This window comes from Shimia abyssi, from assembly GCF_003014475.1.
GTDB lineage: Bacteria > Pseudomonadota > Alphaproteobacteria > Rhodobacterales > Rhodobacteraceae > Shimia > Shimia abyssi.
On sequence record NZ_PYGJ01000014.1, the window covers coordinates 72,180 to 89,634 of the forward strand.

The window sequence follows — 17,455 nt, forward strand, 5'->3', positions numbered from 1 at the left end:
TTTGTAGGTTTCCGCGTTCCAGCCTATAGAAAGGTATGAACGAAATGATTGCAAATTTTGGACCGCTTTTGTTGCTGGCCTCGGTAGGCATTGGCATTTTTGCTGGTGTTATCAAAGGTATCGTTGGTTTCGGCATGCCAATGCTTCTGATCTCTGGGTTGAGCATGTTTCTCTCGCCTGAATGGGCGCTTGCTGGGCTAATTTTCCCGACTTTGGCCACCAATGGTATGCAAGCCCTTCGTCAGGGGCATCGTGCTGCGGTGCAATCCGTGATCCGTTTTCGTGTTTTCCTTTTGGTTGGCGGGGTTGCTTTGGTGATTAGTGCGCAATTCGTGCGTTTTCTGGAGCCGGATACGTTTCTATTGCTGGTTGGCATCCCGATCACTGCGTTTGCAGGTATGCAACTCTTTGGAGTCACATTTCACCTGTCCAAACCCTCGCAAAGGATCGAAGCGCTGGTGGGGGCCACAGCCGGAACCATTGGTGGTATCTCTGGCGTCTGGGGGCCTCCTACGGTGGCGTACCTGACGGCATTAGGGACAGAAAAGGCGGAGCAGGTCAGAGTACAAGGTGTGATCTATGGTCTCGGCGCAGCGTTGCTATGTTTCGCACATATTGGGTCGGGCGTCCTTAGATGGGAAACATTGCCTTTCTCCATTTTCCTTATCTTACCCGCTATGGCGGGTACGTGGTTGGGTGCCCGTATTCACGACCGTATTGACCAAGCGACGTTTCGCAAAGCGACACTATTCGTATTGACCATTGTGGGCCTCAATCTGATCAGACGCGGCTTGATGGGATGACGCACCGCGCCTAGGGTGATGCTGCAACGCAGGAAAGGACCAAGCATGGAGACGCCGCTACGGATATCCGCCGTCAGCCTTGCGGTCATTGCGACCATTGCTGTTGGCTGGTTCTTAAATGTGGCACAGCCCATTCTAATTCCGATTGTCCTAGGCGCGCTGGTCGCCTTTCTGATGCACGGAATTTCGCGCGAGCTGGAACGTATACCGTTTTATTCACGCATTATTCCCGGCTGGTTGCGCATGACCATGACCACCGTTGTGATGTTCGTTATCCTCATGGTTGGCGTCGGCTTTTTTGCGCGAAATCTGGAGCCCGTCGTGCGCGCTGTTCCGGAATATGCAGACTCCCTTTCGCTGATCGTCTCTACCCAGGCGGCGCGGTTTGACTACGAACTCGAATTGACGTGGCAATCGTTGGACCGTGTTGTGTTCGACAATATAAACCTGCAATCAGTGATCCGTTATGCACTGAATTCTGTCAGTTATTCAGCAGGTTACATGGCCCTTGTCTTTCTGTACGCCATCCTGTTTCTGATTGAGCGGGAGAGCATTTCTGGAAAAATTGCTGCGATTGTTCCAGACGAAAACGCTCGCAAAACAGTTTGGCACACGATCGACCTGATCACCGAACAAATTGGAACCTACTTCACGACCAAAACACTGATCAATGCTGTTTTGGGGGCGGTGTGTTGGGTGATCTTCCTCGTGTTCGGGATCGAATTTGCCGCCTTTTTTGCGGTGCTTACGGCGGTGTTCAACTACATTCCCTATGTCGGCAGCTGGATCGCGATGGCGCTGCCGATGTTGTTTGCTATCGGAAAATTCGGCCTAGGGGTCGAGGCGGTGTTACTCTTTGCCGCGCTATGCGTTGCACAGTTTGGCGTTGGTTACTTTTGGGAGCCGCGTCTGATGGGGCGCTCGATGAATCTCAGCCCGGTCATTGTCATGGTATCGCTGGCGGCGTGGGCGGCGATCTGGGGGCCAATTGGCGCCATCTTGTCGGTGATCCTGACGTCAGGGATCATGACGATCCTGTCCTTTTTCGCCACGACCCGCCCCATCGCAATATTGCTCGCAAACACTGGCGAGGTTCCCAGTATTGCATCTAGGAACGCGGATTAAGCCGCGTTCACGGCGTCATACCAACTTATCAACGCATCAATATCGGCGTCTACACACGCCGCTTCGCCGTCTGCGAATTCTTCAAACATCTTCGCATTTAGTGGATTGGTGCCCGCTATCACAGTTGCGCCAGAGGCAGCAGCTTCGGCCAGTAAGTCGCGAAACCCGCGCCCTTCGGCTTCTTGTTTGCCAAATTTGTTGAGCAGAAACACGTCAAACGGATTGGCAAGGCTGCGTTCGACCTCGGCCACTGCCGTTGCCATTGCATCCGGGTCCAGCCGACATCCGCGCGCCTCTTTCCCGAGAAACTGTGAAATGCGGATCATCGGCCCGTCAGGCAAAACCTGAACATCCATGTCGCATTTTTGGTCGGTCTCGCAGCCCGAATTGATCTGAACGATCCCCCGCGTCTTCAATCCGCGCGCTTGCAGTCGTTGGGCCAGCTCTGCCAAAAGCAAATCCAGCTCGCCGCGGCCATGGGCCATTGTGTAGGCAATTTTTAACATGAGAAGACCTTAGCGTGCTGGGACATCTGGTTCAATCACGTGGGCCCATCAAAGACCGAGGCAACAGGCGGCCGATGAGAGAGACCAGAAAGGCGGTGCTGATCCCAAAGCACAGTATCCCGGTCACCCCGCCAAAGGCCCCAAAAACGCGGAATTCGATGGGTAGCACGATATCGCCATATCCAACGGTCGTGTAAGTCACTAGCGCGAAATAAAGTGAATCGAACCAGAAAACAAAGGCGTCCATGTAAATCATGATGCCAGCCCAGAACCAAACCTGAATGGTGTGCGACAATACGATCATGGCAAAGGCCACCAACACCATCACAGCCACCTGAACCGAACGGCGGTGCAGGTGCAATGGTTGCGCAATCCGCTCTAACAACCCAATCGCAACTGTCAGCATGCCCACATGGATAACTGCGCAAACACCCAGCACGATGGAGCCCCAGAAAAGCTGGTCGATCTGTCCCAATGTCTGCTCCTGCTTCTTACCGCCTCAGGTTATCGCCCACGCACATGGGGCCGCAAGACGTGAACAGCAATGCTAGGCTTTTACGACGCCATTCTCCAGCCACCCATCAAAGATCGACAAGACGGTTTCGCAAAACTGGGCGTCGTTGATGTGACAGTCAAGTGGGACATAGTCCACATTATCCGGCATTGCGTCTTCTATCGCGCTAACAAAGGCGGCAAGCCCCGCGGCATCATGCAAATCGGCGCCGGGTCGGTCCCATTCGTTGCAGCCACCTTTGGGCATGATGAACGTGGTCGGACCCTTTGCGCCAGACAGCTTTTCGGCGTGGGCCAAGGCCACGTCCCGCCGTTCGGATGCGCTCAGAACGACAGCCTTTAACAGCCGGTTGTGATCATGTGCTGGTTTATCTCCCATTTGCTCCGGGACAGGTTTCCACCCGACCAGATCAACCAGATCATAGCACGCCGGGGCAACGATCTGTGGTGTCGCCGTGGCCCCGGCGTTGGTCAACCGGTCTGCGCCCGCTGACAGGCCGCCAAAAATGTGATTGCCCACCTCTTGGGTTGCAAAATCCATTGCACAGGCAAAAGACCCCTCTGCGGCGAGCGATTCAAACGCCCGCCCGCCCATTCCGGTGGCATGGAATACGGCCACTTCAAACCCGCGCTCTTCTAGCGCTGGTTTCAGTGTGATCATGTAGCGTAGGATCGTTTTTCCAAACGACGTCATTCCGATCAACGGCCTGTCACCTTTTGGTTTTTCCACAGCTCGCGCCGCGCCCAGAACCGCGCCTGCCGCTTGCGACAGAGACGACTTGCAGACCGAGTTCAATCCATAAAGCCCACCGGCCCACAGAATCATCTGAATATCTGCAGCAAGCCGCTCTGGCGGCAACAGCTGCGAGAAACTGACCGTGGAAACCACGTATTTCGGTACACCCAGTGGCAGCGCCTGACATACGTCCAGCGCCAAATCCGTGCCCATCGTGCCACCAAGCACAACGACGCCGTCAATTTTGCCCTCACGGTACAGGCGCAACGCCAGCATTGACGCACCGTGCGCCATAATCTGCATCGCGGTGTTTTCGTCGCCGCTGTCGATGGCTGCCTCTATCGAACTGCCGCCTTCCTCTGCCACGACGTGCTTGGAATAGTCCGTCGGCGCGGTCGGATCGCCCAGCACACTGACATCCATAGACAAAACCTGCCCGCCTTGGCCGCGAATACAGTTTGACATATAGTTCAGTTCATCATCCTTGGTGTCGTAAGTACCAACCACGAGTATCGTCTTATCTTGGCTCATGAGGGGCTCCGCTTGAGATAGGAATTGGCTTGGCGCAAGGCGCGCGAAATCATGCGTTTTGACCTGGCTTCACCACCGGGTTCGCTGCGACGGGGGATGATCCATCCGACATAAGTGAGCGCGCGCAGCAAAAGGGCAAGGTCCAGCTCATCCGTGCTCACGACACGACGGTCTGCGTATCCGGTGATCAATGCGGAACGAAGGGCGTCAAAATCCGGTCGTTCGACATAGCGGATCAAGAAGGTTGCAAGCTCAAAAGCGCGATAGCCGATGGCGCTGTCGTCGAAATCCAAAAGGCCAATGCGGGTGCCGTTGACCAGCAGGTTTTCACTCACGAGATCCGCGTGGATCAATCCCGTGTCTCCGACAAAAAGCGTAGCGTTATCCCGTGCTTTTCTGGTGGCATCATCAAATAGAGATCTGTTAACCGAGGTCAATTCAGGATGATCCCAATATGGCCCCCAAAGTGGAGTGTCACCGATCAATGCTTCTAACGTCCAGTCTGGGCGTATGAACTCATCGGGCGGTTGCCAGCTATCCGTAACAGTATGCAACCGCGCCATTTCACGCCCAACGCGTTTGGCCATCGCCAAGGGGTCGCCTTCTATGGTGGTTTCCTGACCAATTGGCGCACCGTTCAGCCATTGCAAAACGCTGACATGCGTGTCGGCAAGGGGATTGAGTAAACACCCATTCCTGTCGGCAATCGGCCTGGGCACGTGCAGCCCTTGATCCGCCAGATGAGCGCACCAGTTTAGCTCTGATATGAGTTCATCGGCAGTGCGATAGCCCGGGCGATGCAGGCGGAGTGCATAAACCTGGCCGCAATATTCAACGCGGTAGACATGGTTTTCACGCTGGGCAACCAACTGCGCATGCGCGCTTTCCATGCCCCACATTGCCAAAGCCAAATGAACATTCTGCTCCATTATGGCTCCAGTGGTGTTTCAGTAAGCGCCTCGTCCAGCCGTTCCAGCATCATGTCCGCGTTTTCGCGCGAAAACGGCATAGGCGGGCGGATTTTCAGCGCGTTGTAATTGATGCCGAGAAAATTGAGCAGCACACCTTTTTGGCGCATCACGTTGGCGACGCGTTTGGTAAACGCGGTTGCGGGCGCCTTGGTATCTTTGTCCAAGACCATTTCCGCTCCAAAAAACAGGCCAGACCCACGGACGTCACCAATACAGTCATGACGCCTGGCAAGCTGGCGCAGGCCATCTCGGGCATAATCGCCAACCACGCGTGCGTTTTCCATCAAACCTTCGTCCTGCACGACATTCAGTGTTGTCAGCGCAGCCGCAGCAGAAACGGGGTTGCCGCCAAAGGTGTTGAAATAGCGAAAATTCGTGCGAAACGCCGTCATGATATCAAGACTTGTGACAACACCGCCTACCGGGTGGCCGTTTGCCATGGGTTTGCCCAAAGTGACAACATCGGGAACAAATCCGGCCTTTTGATGCCCCCAAAAGTCGGTACCAAGGCGCCCGAAACCGGGCTGTACCTCATCCGCAATGATAAGGCCGCCTGCCTTGCGAACTGCATCGATTGCGGGCTTCAGGAACCCAGTCTCAAGTGCGGGAAACCCTTCGTTGGCGAAATAGGGACAAATGATAAGCGCGGACAGCCCATGCCCCCGCTCGGCAAGGTCCGCGATAGATTTCTCAACCTCTGCTGCAAAGGCCAAAGCATGGGTCTCTCCTTCCGGCCGTCGATAGCTGTCCGGGGCGGGCACAAAGGCAACATTGTCCCATCGATTGGGGGGAGGGTTGGTACAGCTGAGCTGTGATACAGCCATGGTATTCCCGTGATAGGTGTGATCCGTGGCGATCACTCCGGTTTTGCCCGTGACCGCCTGGGCCATGCGCAGCGCAATATCATTGGCCTCAGACCCTGTGCAGGTCATGATCGCGGTGTTGAGCGGCTCAGCAAAAGTTGCCGTCAAAGCCTCGACATAGTGCAGGATACCTTCATGCAGATAGCGTGTGTGCGTATTGAGCGCTGCCGCTTGGCGTGAGATGGCCTCAACAACCTTGGGGTGGCAGTGACCCACATGCGGCACGTTGTTATAGCAGTCGAGGTATTGCCGCCCGTCCGCATCCCAAACCCAGACGCCATCGCCCCGGACCATATGTACCGGGTCTTCGTAGAACGTGCTGACGTTCGGGCCCAATAGCTGGGCCCGGCGCGCAATGAGGTTCTGCGTATCTGGCATCACAACTTTATCCAAGCGGTTTTGAGGTCGACGTATTTTTCAAAAGCATGCATGGACTTGTCGTGCCCGCTACCCGATTGTTTGACGCCGCCCAGTGGTACAGTGTTGTCCGCCCCGCCATAGGTGTTCACATGCACAACACCCGACCGAATGCCAGCCACCATGCGATGCGCGCGGCCCAGATTTTTGGTCCAAACGCCTGCGGCCAGCCCATAGTCGGTGCCATTGGCAATCGCCAGGGCCTCGGCCTCGGTTGAAAATCGTGTAACCCCTACAACTGGCCCGAACACTTCTTGCTGGGCGAGGCGATCTGTTGGTTTCACATCGGTGACAACAGTAGGCGCCATGTAGTAACCGCCAGTTTCTTCAAGGATGCGATTTCCCCCGGTAGTGATGGTGTTCCCCTCGGCGATCGCACTCTCGATAAACCCAAGATTTCCCTCCAACTGCCGCAAGGAATTCACCGCACCAATCTGGGTAGCGAGGTCCAATGGATCACCGACCTGCATCTGGCTGGCATAGTGGGCAACACGTGCTACAAATTCGTCATGAATGCTGTCTTCGACCAACAATCGAGAGCCCGCGACGCAAACCTGCCCCGAGTTTCGGAATATCCCGGCGGCAGAGACTTTGGCAGCTTCCTCTAAATCAGGCGCGTCGGCAAAAACGATGTTGGGGGATTTGCCACCCAGTTCCAAATACACCCGCTTCAGGTTCGAGCGAGCCGAATATTCGAGCAACCGTCGTCCAACATCCCCTGACCCCGTAAAGACCAAAACGTCGACATCCATCGACATAGCAAGCGCCTCGCCCGTGATCGCGCCTGCGCCCGTGACCACATTCAGTACACCGTCAGGTAATCCCGCTTCGGCGGCAAGCTCAGCCAGTTTCAACAGGCTGAGCGACGCGGTTTCTGCCGGTTTCAAGACAACCGAATTCCCTGCTGCCAAGGCAGGCGCCAGTTTCCATGCGCCGATCATCAACGGGAAATTCCACGGAACAATTGCGCCAACAACGCCGACAGGTTCCTTGTGGATCAGGCCCAGAATCCCTGGATCGGTAGGGGCAATCTCACCATAGACCTTGTCCAGCGCTTCGGCATAATACCGGAACGTGCCCGCCGCAGAGCCAGGCTCGGCCTTGAGCGCCATATTAAACTCGGTCCCGTTGTCGCGCACGCCGAGAACCGCCAGTTCAAATGCATTGGCTTCGATCAGGTCTGCCAGTTTTTGCAGAACTTTTTTGCGCATTGCGGGCGCTGCTCGGGACCAGCGACCATCATCAAATGCTGCCCGTGCGGCTGAAACAGCGCGGTCCACGTCGTTGCTTGTCGCATTCGCAATCGTGGTCAGCGTTTGTCCGTTGATCGGGGATTGTACTTCAAGTGGGTCTCCCGAACCTTCCTGCCACGTTCCCGCGACAAAAAGCGTTTGCGGCGGAACATGTGCATTCCGAAGTTCGTCGATGCGTGCTTGGTCGACCATTTGGCCTCCTTAAGGTCTTGGCGGTCCTTGAGGACACGAAAGAAATGAATAACGAGAACGCCCACGATCATAAGGAACAGGACCATGGCGATGGGGCGGTCAATGAAATCAAACGGGGTTTTTACCCGCGCCATCCCGGCGCGCAGTTTCACCTCCATGATGCCACCCAGAACCATTCCCAGAATGATCGGCACGGCGGGAATAGAAAGGCGTTTGAGCACAAAGCCAAAAATGCCAAACCCGGCGGCGATCATGCAGTCTGTGACGGAGTTGCGCAGTGAATAAACGCCGACAAAGCTTAGCACGAGAATGCAGGCCCCTAGGAAACGGTTTGGGATTTTTACAACCTTGATCAGATGGTTGGTGGCAAACAGCAAGAAGATGAGAACCATCACATTCAGGATCAGCAGCGCGATATAAAGCGCGACGACAAAGTCCATTTGGTTCTGGAACAGCTGCGGTCCGGGGACGACGTTATGCACATAAAACACTGATAACATCATCGCTGTGAGGGCTTCACCCGGTATCCCAAGTGCCAAAAGCGGGACCATTGCGGCGGCCGGTACGGCGTTGTTGGCGGTTTCGGCTGCGATCAGCCCTTCGGATGAGCCATGGCCAAAGTCTTGCGGGCGTTTGGATGTCTTCTGCGCATAGGTGTAGCTCAGGAACTGAGCGGTGAACTCGCCCACGCCAGGGATCATGCCCATTAATACACCAAAAGTGCCTGAGACACCCGCCACCCGCGGATGGCGCGCCAGCTCGCGCAGGCCCTGAAACAGCCCACCACGCAATTTGGTCATGCGGATTTTTTCGTCATCGCCCTGCAACAGAAAGAACGCCTGACTAAGAGCAAAAAGGCCCAATACAACAACGATCAGATTAACGCCCGACGATAGGAAGGACTGATCAAATGTGTAGCGTTTCGAGTATTTTACAGCCTCAAGGCCTACTGTGTTCAGGAAAATGCCGAAACATGCCATCGCCGCTGCAATCAGAGACTGACCCCTATGCGCGATCACCACGAGGATGATGCCAAGCAAAGCGGCAAGGAATATCTCGCGGCTGCCGAACAGCGGCGCGACCTTGGCCAACAAAGGCGCGAACAGGATCAGACAGATGACCGAAAATACGCCACCAAAGAACGACGCTGAGTAAGCCAAGGACAATGCGCGCCTCGCCTCGCCGCGCGCCGTCATGGGATAGCCATCATACGTCGTGAGCGCGTTGACCGCAGTGCCCGGCGTGTTGATCAAGATCGCCGGGATGGAGCCGCCATACATTGAGCTTCCATAAATACCGAGCAGTACGGTCAAACCGACAATTGGATCCATGGAAAAGGTTGCAGGCAACAGGATCGCAATCGCAACAGCCGGGCCGACACCGGGAATGGCCCCGATCAAAACGCCACCAACCGATCCGGCCAGCAACGCCAGCAAGACGTCCCATCGGGCCAGAATGTCGACCGAGGAAAGGATGAGTTCCATTTTCCGCCCTTTAGAAGTTCAGGATAAAGAAAGTGCGCAAGGACCCCGGTAGATACTCATAGAGCAATGCACCGGGTATTTTCACTTCGAGGAACGACTTGAACAGCAGCACCACGCCAAGGCCAAACATACTTGAGATCAGGACCATACGTTTGTCGCGATACCCCAATCGCCAGATCAGGATCGGCATGAAAATCATGGTGACAGGCAAATAGCCAATCACGGGTACCAGCAGCACGTAGAGCAGGAACCAGCCAACCCATTCGATCGCGACCAGCCAGATACGCCACTCAACATAATCCGCGCGTTCGAATTTGCGTCTGGGTAATTTCCAAAGATGTAATCCGCCGAAAACAACCATGCCTACTAACCCTACAGCGGGCCAAAACCGGGGTTGGGCAAAAAACTTGGTTTTCTTAACCCACTTGGTTTGCTCTCCGATTTGCGACAGCAACAAAAGAGCAACCACAAAGAAGACAATCGCAAAAACAAGCTGGCCGCGCATTGGGCCGGGAAAGCGTTTTTCTTCTGGTGAACTCATTGCCGAGACCCTTTGAATGCATTTGGGGCCGGGTGTACATTACATCCCGGCCCCGTTTTCGAGGGGGTTATTCGAGCAGAGTGCCGATATGCGCCACGGTTGCTTTGTCCTTAGCGATGATATCAGCTGACGCATCTGCGTCTGCCCAATACACCAGCGCACCCGTTTCTTTGGCGACGGCTTGAGCGCGATCGCTCATGACGGTTTTCTTGGCCACCTCTGCGATCTTGTCGCGTACGTCTTGCGGAGTGTCCTTGTGAACGAACAGCCCGTTCCACAAAGCGATGTCCAGCGATCCATCCAGCTCTCCGATGGTGGGCGCATCAGGCACAAGCGAGATGCGCTCGCCGGTGATCGATGTCAGAACCTTGACGTCGCTCAGGCATGGCAGGATCAACTGCAATGTGGTGTTGATCACATCCGCATCACCAGACGCCAACGTGTTGCAGTCCAGCGCATCAAAGGCGGCATCTGAACCCCATTCAAAACCAGCGTTTACAGCAAAAGCCTTGGTCACTTGGGTTGGTGTCAAAACGTCGCCGAAATGGCCCAAGGCCACGTCGTTAGACTTGGCATATTCCGCCAGCTCCGCCATCGACGAATAGGGCGCGTCTCCGCTGGTGGCGATGACAAATGGATAGGTCAGAAAGATGCCGACCGGTGCAAACACCTCATCGGCCAGTTCGTCGATCCCTATCTCGTGTCCGATAACTGGTACAGCAGGCACAAACGAACCAACCGTGTATCCATCCGCCGGTGCCGTGGCGACACCGATGGCACCGGGGAAGGGGCCGCCGCCACCGCCGGGTTTGTTGACAACAGCCGCAGGCACGCCGTACGCGGCCTGAAAGTCTTCTGCGATCATGCGGGTCAAGACATCTTCGAGGTCTCCCGGAGGCCATGGCACTACAAAGCTCACAGGTTTCTCTGGGTATTCTGCCAGCGCTGCGCCGCCGAGCGTTGCCATCGTCATTGCGAGGGCGCCGCCAAGAAGTTTCGAAGGTTTCATGTTGTTCTCCCAATCCAACAGTGGTTCATTATTCAAACCGAAGGTTCGAAAATAGATTGACAGGTTAAGTATTATTCTGTCAACACTTTTGAAAAGGGACGCGCATTGTTTTTGCGTGTTTGACGAAACCAGAGCCGGGGAGGATTAGTAGAACGTTATGGGGACTGTGACCAAGGCATTGTCTTTACTGAGCTTTTTCTCTCGTGAGCGTCAGGAGATCGGTTTGACCGAAATGACCCGGCTGACGGGTATGAACAAGGCGACAGTGTTTCGAATGCTCAGCGAATTGGCAGAAAATGGATTCGTTGAGCAGGTTGGATCTGTTCGCGCCTATCGATTGGGACCCGTTTTTTTACGTTTGGCGAGTCTGCGCGAGGCGGCTGTTCCCACACGCGAAGTGGCGCAAAACGTTCTGAACCGGTTGAGCGAGGCGACTGGCGAAACAGCGCATATGTCGACCCTTCAAGGTGATCAGCTGTGCACATTGACCTACAGCTACAGTGTGCATCACGGTACGCGCGTCACGATGGAAGATGCCGAAGTTATCAATTTCCATTCCACCAGTTCAGGGTTGGCCGTGTTGGCCTATAGCGATCCCAAGTTTACTGACCAGATCCTTTCAAAACCTTTGGAGCAGCGTACACCGATGTCCGAAACGGACCCTCGGGTAATTCGGGAACAACTGACCCAGGTACGGCAGACCGGGATTGCCGAGAACGTCAGCGGGTTTGAAAAAGACGTGCATTCACACGCTTGTCCAATCTTTGACGCCCAGCAAAATTGTTATGGGGCGATCGCTGTTGCGGCTCCTGTTGCGCGCATGGACAAGGTGTTGCGCGATCTGATCAGACAGGAAGTTCCCCGCGCCGCGCTGGAAATGACGCGGCTGCTCGGGGGCTTTGTTCCGGCTGAAATCAAACGAAAATTCGAGAAAACGCCAAGGTAAGTGCCTGCGGCCTGAGATTGAGGTGATCCGATGAAAGATAGTAACTTTCTAAAAGAAAAGAACGCACGTTCCGTATGGCATCCCATGGCCCATCCGGCGGATTGCTTAGCGAACCCACCGACCATTGTCACAGGGGCTCATGGTGTACGAATTCGGGACGTGGATGGGCACGAGGTCGTCGATGGCGTCGGCGGGCTGTGGAATGTGAATCTGGGCTTCTCCTGTCAGCCGGTGAAGCAGGCCATCGCAGACCAGTTGGAGCGCTTGCCTTATTACTCGATCTTTCGCGGCACCACCAACGACGCTGTGATCGAGCTTAGTGAATTGTTGCGAGAATTCTTTGAACCGGACGGGCTGAGCCGGGCGTTTTATACCTCTGGTGGCTCCGATTCAGTTGAGACAGCGCTGCGGCTGGCCCGGCAGTATCACAAGGTGCGTGGAGAGGGGACGCGGACCAAGTTTTTATCGCTCAAGAAAGGGTATCACGGCACTCACATGGGCGGTGCTTCGGTCAATGGCAACGCCAATTTCCGCACGCAATACGAACCGCTGCTGCCCGGTTGCCACCATATCCCGGCCCCCCTCACTTATCGCAACCCGTTCAATGAGACTGACCCAGAAAAGCTGGCCCAGCTGTGCTTGCAGGCGTTGGAAGATGAGATTGCGTTCCAGGGGGCCGGCACAATTGCGGCCTTTATCATGGAGCCGATTTTGGGTGCTGGCGGCGTGATTGTACCGCATGAAACCTTTATGCCGGGCGTGCGCGAGATCTGTACCCGAAACGGAATTTTGCTGATTGCGGACGAGGTGATAACGGCCTTTGGACGGTCCGGCTCGTGGAGTGGCTCGCGTCATTGGGGCGTGCAGCCGGACATGATGTCAACGGCCAAGGCAATTACCAACGGGTATTTTCCATTTGGCGCCGTGATGATCGCGGAACATGTGGCCGAAACATTTGAGAAGGACACAACCGGTAAAGCTAACATCGGTCACGGGTATACATATTCCGGGCATCCGGTTGGGGCGGCGGCGGCCATTGCCTGTCTCGAAGAGACCAAGCGTTTGAAAGTCAACGAGAATGCAGCGGCGCGAGGCGCGGAGCTGTTTGCTGGTTTGCAGACCCTGCAAGAGAAATACGATGCAATTGGCGACGTACGCGGCGGGCATGGGCTGATGTGTGCATTGGAGTTGGTCAGTGATCGGGGCACTAAGGCGGCCATCGACAAAGCCCGTATCAATCGGCTTCAGGAGGTGGCGTATCAAAGTGGCGCGATGGTGCGGGTGTCTGGTAACAACGTAATCCTGTCGCCGCCTTTGGTGCTGACGGCAAGCGATGTGGAGACGATCCTGTCCTCGATTGAGGCTGGATTTCAGGCGATCACTTGAGGGAGCGCGTTAACCAAGGTTAACCGCCCAAAAGGGGCAAAACCAACGTCAGTATCACGTCGGTATTCTGTCGGTATTGCATCGGTGCGGGTTTTGGCCCCCAAAATTCATTAACGCGGGGTGTTGCGCCCCGCGTTTCCATTTTGTTAGCAGATCACTCTGCATCCGGTAGTGGCGGGATGGTACGCAGATACGCGACAATGGCGGCAATATCGTCGGGTGTGGTGGACGCGTAGTGGGCATACCCCATCGGCGGCAACATACGCGAACCATCTGGGCGTGTGCCGGTTGTAATCATCTGGGTTAGATCGGCGTCTGAGTATTGCGCTAGACCGTCGGCGTGGGTGGTGATGTTGGGTGCAACAGAGACACCCCAAGGTCCGTGAAACTCGAACCCTCCCGCGCCAAGATGTGAGTCAAACATTGGACCCATAGGGCCAAAAGTGGTGTGGCATTCGGTGCAATGGGCCACCGGCCCGGCGAGGTAGGCGCCGTATTCGACGGTGACGCCGCGTGGTGGCGGAGTAACACTCTCGACCGGCGGACCATAGGCCGGTGGAAGCGGGATGTTGTATGTGGAGAACGGGGTGGCGTTATCGCTGGCCGGGACAGTGCGCAGGAACGCAACGATGGACATCAGATCATCATCCCCAATGCCGCGATACAAACCAATTGGCATAGGGGGCCCAATTACGGTGCCGTCCGGGCGGATCCCTTCGCGAATGGCGCGGGCAAGTTCAGCATCGGACCAGTCGGCTACGCGGCTGCCGGGGGTAATGTTGACGGCCCATGCTTCGAAATTTGGATTTTTCTCGACCATGAATCCGCCAAGTTCATTGGTCATGTCTGGCCCGTCAGGCCCCTGAGGCGTGTGGCAGTTCCCGCAGGCAGCTGGCCCTCTGACCAGGTACTCGCCGCGTTCGACAGAGACTTCTGCGGATGTGGTGGTGGCTGCGGCTGCGAGGGCAGCCGTGGCTAAAATGCGTTTCATAATCACTCCCTTCAAATGACGCTTGGTTGAGCGCCTTGAAGTAAGTGTAGCATAATTGCTGGGATTTACGGAGAGCCTCGGCGCGAGAGTAGGATGAGGGTCGCGCCAAGGCCGGATACTGGCGCAGAGGTCATGCCCCCGTTTCGTTAGGGCTGTGGTACGATCAGATGCAGCCCATCGAGCGCATCTGTCGCCTCGATCTGGCAGGACAGGCGAGAGGTGTCGCGCCTTTCGGCTTCGGCGACGTCGAGCATCGCGTCTTCAAAGTCGTCAACGGCGCCGGTTTTTTTGACCCACGCGTCTTCGACATAGATATGACAGGTCGCGCAAGACAAGCAGCCGCCACATTCGCCGATCACACCCGGTACGTTATTGTCGACAGCGGCCTGCATCAAGTTGGTTCCGTTGGCCACCTCGGCGGTGATTTGAGTGGTGTCGGGAAGGGTCCAGGTGACTTTCATATCGTGTCCTTTCTGGGGCCGAGGCGTTTGGGGGAACGTCGGATTCTGAGTATTTTGAGGGCAATGAAAGAGCTTGGTCAGACGAAATACACGTAGAAGTCGCGCAGAGCTTCACCTTCGAGGTCTTTAGTCTTTTTGACCTCTTTCTCTTTCATGAAAATATGATTGTCGACGAGCAGTCGCCCGATTGCGTCGCCAAGTGCCTGATCCGCCTTAAGGTCGGCCACTGCTCCTTTGAGGTCCATTGCGCAGCTTTCCTTGGCGTCGTTTTTTTCAAACCCATCGCCGGTTTCGATGGGCTGTAACGGGTAGTTGTTTTCAATGCCGAGGAGCGAGGCGTTCAGAACGGCGGCGACCGCGGTGTAGGGGTTGGCTGTGGCGTCGGCCATGCGGTGTTCCAGCCGGGACTTCGGCCCGCCTTCTGCGCTGATCCGGGTGGTAACATTGCGATGGTCCCCACCCCAGTTTTTCCAAAACCCCGAGAGAGAGCCAGGTTGCAGGCGCTGGTAGCTGTTGGCGGTGGGTGCAATCAGTCCGGCAAGACCCTTGTGGTGGTGCAGCAATCCGGCAAGGCATTGTTTAGAGAGGTCGTTGATCGTATCGGGCAGATTGCGCGGGCCGGACGAGAGCACATTGCCGCCAGAGACGTCGGTGAACGAGAAGTTGATATGCATACCCGAGCCGCCCGCGCCAGCAATGGGTTTGGGCATAAAGGTCAGGATGATACCGTGTTCCAGCGCGATTTCGCGCGCCATGAGACGAAACAGGACAATGTCGTCGACCGCCTGCACGGCGTTGTCGAAGGTCAGGGTGTATTCGAATTGAGGCGCATCAAATTCGGCGGTGATCATATCGAGGCGAAAGCCCAGCTCATCCGCCTTGGACCAGATCGCATCGTTAAAACGCAGTGGGTCGGTCAGAGGACCGGTGCCATAGACCACCGCGCCCGGCGTGTCGTATGGGCGCAGGTTGCCGTGTTCGTCAGCCTGAAGGGCAAAGGCTTCGAGTTCGATGCCAACCTTGGGCGTCAGGCCGCGCGCCTCCCATTTGGCGACGGCGCGTTTTAGGGTGCCTCGCGGGCATAGACCAAGCGGTTCGCCCGCGTCATCATACAGATCGCCCAGCACAATCTTGGTGTGCGGGTCCCAACTGTCGCGGATATCGTCGTGACGCCAGCGCAGTTCCATATCTGGCAGGCCCTCGTAGGTCATCGAACCGGGAGAGTTCAGCAGATCTTTGTCATAGTGGGTTCCGAAGACAGAGCGGCAAAAGCGGGTGTCGCTGTCGGCCAGTTTCGAGGCAGGCAGGTACTTGCCCCGCATGATCGAGAGGTGGTCGCAAAAAAGGGCGCGGAGGCGGTCTTGCATGGGGCTGGCCTTTCCTATTTCAGGGTCACACGGACGGGCAATTCCTTGATGCCGCCGACAAAGTTAGAGCGTAGGAACTTGTGATCCCCGTTAGGTTCTATGGTTTTGAGGCGTTTGCATAGTTCTTGAAACAACACGCGCACTTCGAGGCGCGCAAGCCACATGCCGAGGCAGACATGCGGGCCGGATTGGCCAAAGGACATGTGTTTGTTGGGACTGCGCATCAGGTTGACGCGGAATGGGTCATCAAACACCGCGTCGTCGCGATTGGCCGAGGACCACCAGAACAGAACCTTGTCGCCCTCTTTCATCTGTTTGCCGTGGGCCTCGAAATCCTGTGTCAGGGTGCGGCGAAAATAGAGGGCGGGGGTTGCCCATCGAATGATTTCGTCTGGTGCCAGTTCCCACAAGTCGCTGCCGCCCTGTTGCATTTGAGTGAGCAATTCCGGCTGGTGGCTCATGGCCTGAATGCCTGCGGCGATGGAATAACGGGTGGTATCATTGCCCGCGGCCACCAGAAGGCAAAAGAAATTGCGGAACTCCTCTTCGGTGATGGTGTTCCCATCCTTGTCCGGTTGCAGGATCAGGTGCAGCACACCATCTGTGTCACCCGTGGCGTTTTTGTGGGCCATGAGCTCTTTGGCATATTGATAGAGTTCCGCGCCTGCCGGTGAATTGAAAGGCATCATGCGGAACTCATCAGTGTTCATCTTGTCGAGCACATGGTCAGTGAAATCGGGATCTGTGTTGGCGATAAGGGCGTCGCCCTTTTCTACCAGCCAAGGCAAATCCGCATCCGGTGTGCCGAGGATACGACCGAGCATGAGCATAGGCAGTTGGCGGGCAATGGTCTTGGTGGCGTCAAATTCGGTCTGGCTCAGCGCCTGATCCAGAATGGTGTTGGAAAGGTCACGCAGATCGTTTTCGAAATTGGCGACAACCGGCTTGGAGAAAGCTTTGGCAACCTTGATTCGTGTCTTCATGTGATCAGGGGGATCGGTTTCCTGAAAAGTGCGACGGGCAAGGTATTCCTCGTAGGTCTGGTCTTCCATCCGAATACCGCGTGCCGATGAAAAGACTCCAAAATTGCGGTTCATTTCGGTGATGTCTTGATGGCGAGTAATCGACCAAAAGCCCTGACAATCGGCGTAGTCTGTCCAGCTGACGGGATCGTCGCGGCGCAGGCGGGCAAAGGTGTTATGCGGGGCGCCAGCGGCAAATGCATCGTGGCTGGTCAGATCGGCAAAGCCGTCATCTGTTGGGTTCCAAACGGTCATGCTTCCCTCCCCGGTGGCGCGATGCTTGTCTTGTTATGTATATATATGGATGTTATAAATACGCAAAGAAATTCTTGGGTGGA

The 17,455-nt window shown here is 55.8% G+C and carries 17 protein-coding genes; 4 read left to right on the forward strand and 13 right to left on the reverse strand.

Annotation, left to right across the window (positions count from 1 at the left end; genetic code table 11):
• The first annotated feature begins 35 nt into the window (after positions 1–35).
• Together CLV88_RS17665 and CLV88_RS17670 are read left to right on the forward strand one after the other, a co-directional pair.
• Positions 36–803 carry a sulfite exporter TauE/SafE family protein gene (locus CLV88_RS17665; protein ID WP_106609735.1) on the forward strand — a complete coding sequence of 256 codons (768 nt, stop codon included), beginning with the start codon at positions 36–38 and terminating at the stop codon, positions 801–803.
• A gap of 45 nt (positions 804–848) precedes the next feature.
• Positions 849–1,928, forward strand: a complete 1,080-nt coding sequence (locus CLV88_RS17670) for an AI-2E family transporter (protein WP_165798925.1) — start codon at positions 849–851, stop codon at positions 1,926–1,928.
• On the opposite strand, the gene CLV88_RS17675 is transcribed toward CLV88_RS17670, so the two are convergent.
• The 9 genes from CLV88_RS17675 to CLV88_RS17715 form a co-directional block, all read right to left on the reverse strand.
• On the reverse strand, positions 1,925–2,434 hold the full coding sequence (locus CLV88_RS17675; protein ID WP_106609737.1) for a DUF2478 domain-containing protein: 510 nt from the start codon (positions 2,432–2,434) through the stop codon (positions 1,925–1,927). The two genes, CLV88_RS17670 and CLV88_RS17675, sit on opposite strands and share 4 nt — an antisense overlap.
• A 31-nt stretch (positions 2,435–2,465) precedes the next feature.
• Positions 2,466–2,909, reverse strand: a complete 444-nt coding sequence (locus tag CLV88_RS17680) for a potassium channel family protein (RefSeq protein ID WP_106609738.1) — start codon at positions 2,907–2,909, stop codon at positions 2,466–2,468.
• Between the two features lie 72 nt (positions 2,910–2,981).
• On the reverse strand, positions 2,982–4,214 hold the full coding sequence (locus tag CLV88_RS17685; protein ID WP_106609739.1) for a Tm-1-like ATP-binding domain-containing protein: 1,233 nt from the start codon (positions 4,212–4,214) through the stop codon (positions 2,982–2,984).
• Positions 4,211–5,143: a phosphotransferase enzyme family protein gene (locus CLV88_RS17690; RefSeq protein WP_106609740.1), complete on the reverse strand. Its 933-nt coding sequence runs from the start codon at positions 5,141–5,143 to the stop codon at positions 4,211–4,213. The genes CLV88_RS17685 and CLV88_RS17690 overlap by 4 nt, the downstream gene beginning before the upstream one ends.
• Positions 5,143–6,426 (reverse strand): aspartate aminotransferase family protein, encoded by a 1,284-nt coding sequence (locus tag CLV88_RS17695; protein ID WP_106609741.1) that lies wholly within the window; start codon positions 6,424–6,426, stop codon positions 5,143–5,145. The genes CLV88_RS17690 and CLV88_RS17695 overlap by 1 nt, the downstream gene beginning before the upstream one ends.
• Positions 6,426–7,892 carry an aldehyde dehydrogenase gene (locus CLV88_RS17700; protein ID WP_133169990.1) on the reverse strand — a complete coding sequence of 489 codons (1,467 nt, stop codon included), beginning with the start codon at positions 7,890–7,892 and terminating at the stop codon, positions 6,426–6,428. The genes CLV88_RS17695 and CLV88_RS17700 overlap by 1 nt, the downstream gene beginning before the upstream one ends.
• Positions 7,775–9,394 carry a tripartite tricarboxylate transporter permease gene (locus tag CLV88_RS17705; protein ID WP_106609742.1) on the reverse strand — a complete coding sequence of 540 codons (1,620 nt, stop codon included), beginning with the start codon at positions 9,392–9,394 and terminating at the stop codon, positions 7,775–7,777. Before CLV88_RS17705 ends, CLV88_RS17700 begins: the two co-directional genes overlap by 118 nt.
• Positions 9,395–9,404: 10 nt before the next feature.
• A complete protein-coding gene (locus CLV88_RS17710) occupies positions 9,405–9,935 on the reverse strand; it encodes a tripartite tricarboxylate transporter TctB family protein (protein WP_106609743.1) in 531 nt (176 codons plus the stop codon).
• A 67-nt stretch (positions 9,936–10,002) separates the two neighbouring features.
• A complete protein-coding gene (locus CLV88_RS17715; RefSeq protein ID WP_106609744.1) occupies positions 10,003–10,944 on the reverse strand; it encodes a tripartite tricarboxylate transporter substrate-binding protein in 942 nt (313 codons plus the stop codon).
• A gap of 157 nt (positions 10,945–11,101) precedes the next feature.
• Between CLV88_RS17715 and CLV88_RS17720 the strand changes: the two genes are divergently transcribed.
• Both CLV88_RS17720 and CLV88_RS17725 read left to right on the forward strand, forming a co-directional pair.
• A complete protein-coding gene (locus CLV88_RS17720) occupies positions 11,102–11,890 on the forward strand; it encodes an IclR family transcriptional regulator (protein ID WP_106609745.1) in 789 nt (262 codons plus the stop codon).
• A gap of 30 nt (positions 11,891–11,920) precedes the next feature.
• Entirely contained in the window at positions 11,921–13,276 is a 1,356-nt protein-coding gene (locus tag CLV88_RS17725) for an aspartate aminotransferase family protein (protein WP_106609746.1), read from the forward strand.
• Positions 13,277–13,430: 154 nt separating this feature from the next.
• Here CLV88_RS17725 and CLV88_RS17730 read toward each other — a convergent pair whose 3' ends face one another.
• The 4 genes from CLV88_RS17730 to CLV88_RS17745 form a co-directional block, all read right to left on the reverse strand.
• Positions 13,431–14,267 (reverse strand): c-type cytochrome, encoded by an 837-nt coding sequence (locus CLV88_RS17730; protein ID WP_243403711.1) that lies wholly within the window; start codon positions 14,265–14,267, stop codon positions 13,431–13,433.
• Between the two features lie 146 nt (positions 14,268–14,413).
• Positions 14,414–14,728, reverse strand: coding sequence for a 2Fe-2S iron-sulfur cluster-binding protein (locus CLV88_RS17735; RefSeq protein ID WP_106609747.1), 315 nt, complete (start codon positions 14,726–14,728; stop codon positions 14,414–14,416).
• A 77-nt stretch (positions 14,729–14,805) separates the two neighbouring features.
• On the reverse strand, positions 14,806–16,095 hold the full coding sequence (locus CLV88_RS17740; protein ID WP_106609748.1) for a type I glutamate--ammonia ligase: 1,290 nt from the start codon (positions 16,093–16,095) through the stop codon (positions 14,806–14,808).
• Positions 16,096–16,109: 14 nt separating this feature from the next.
• Positions 16,110–17,372, reverse strand: a complete 1,263-nt coding sequence (locus CLV88_RS17745; protein ID WP_106609749.1) for a cytochrome P450 — start codon at positions 17,370–17,372, stop codon at positions 16,110–16,112.
• Between the last annotated feature and the right edge of the window lie 83 nt (positions 17,373–17,455).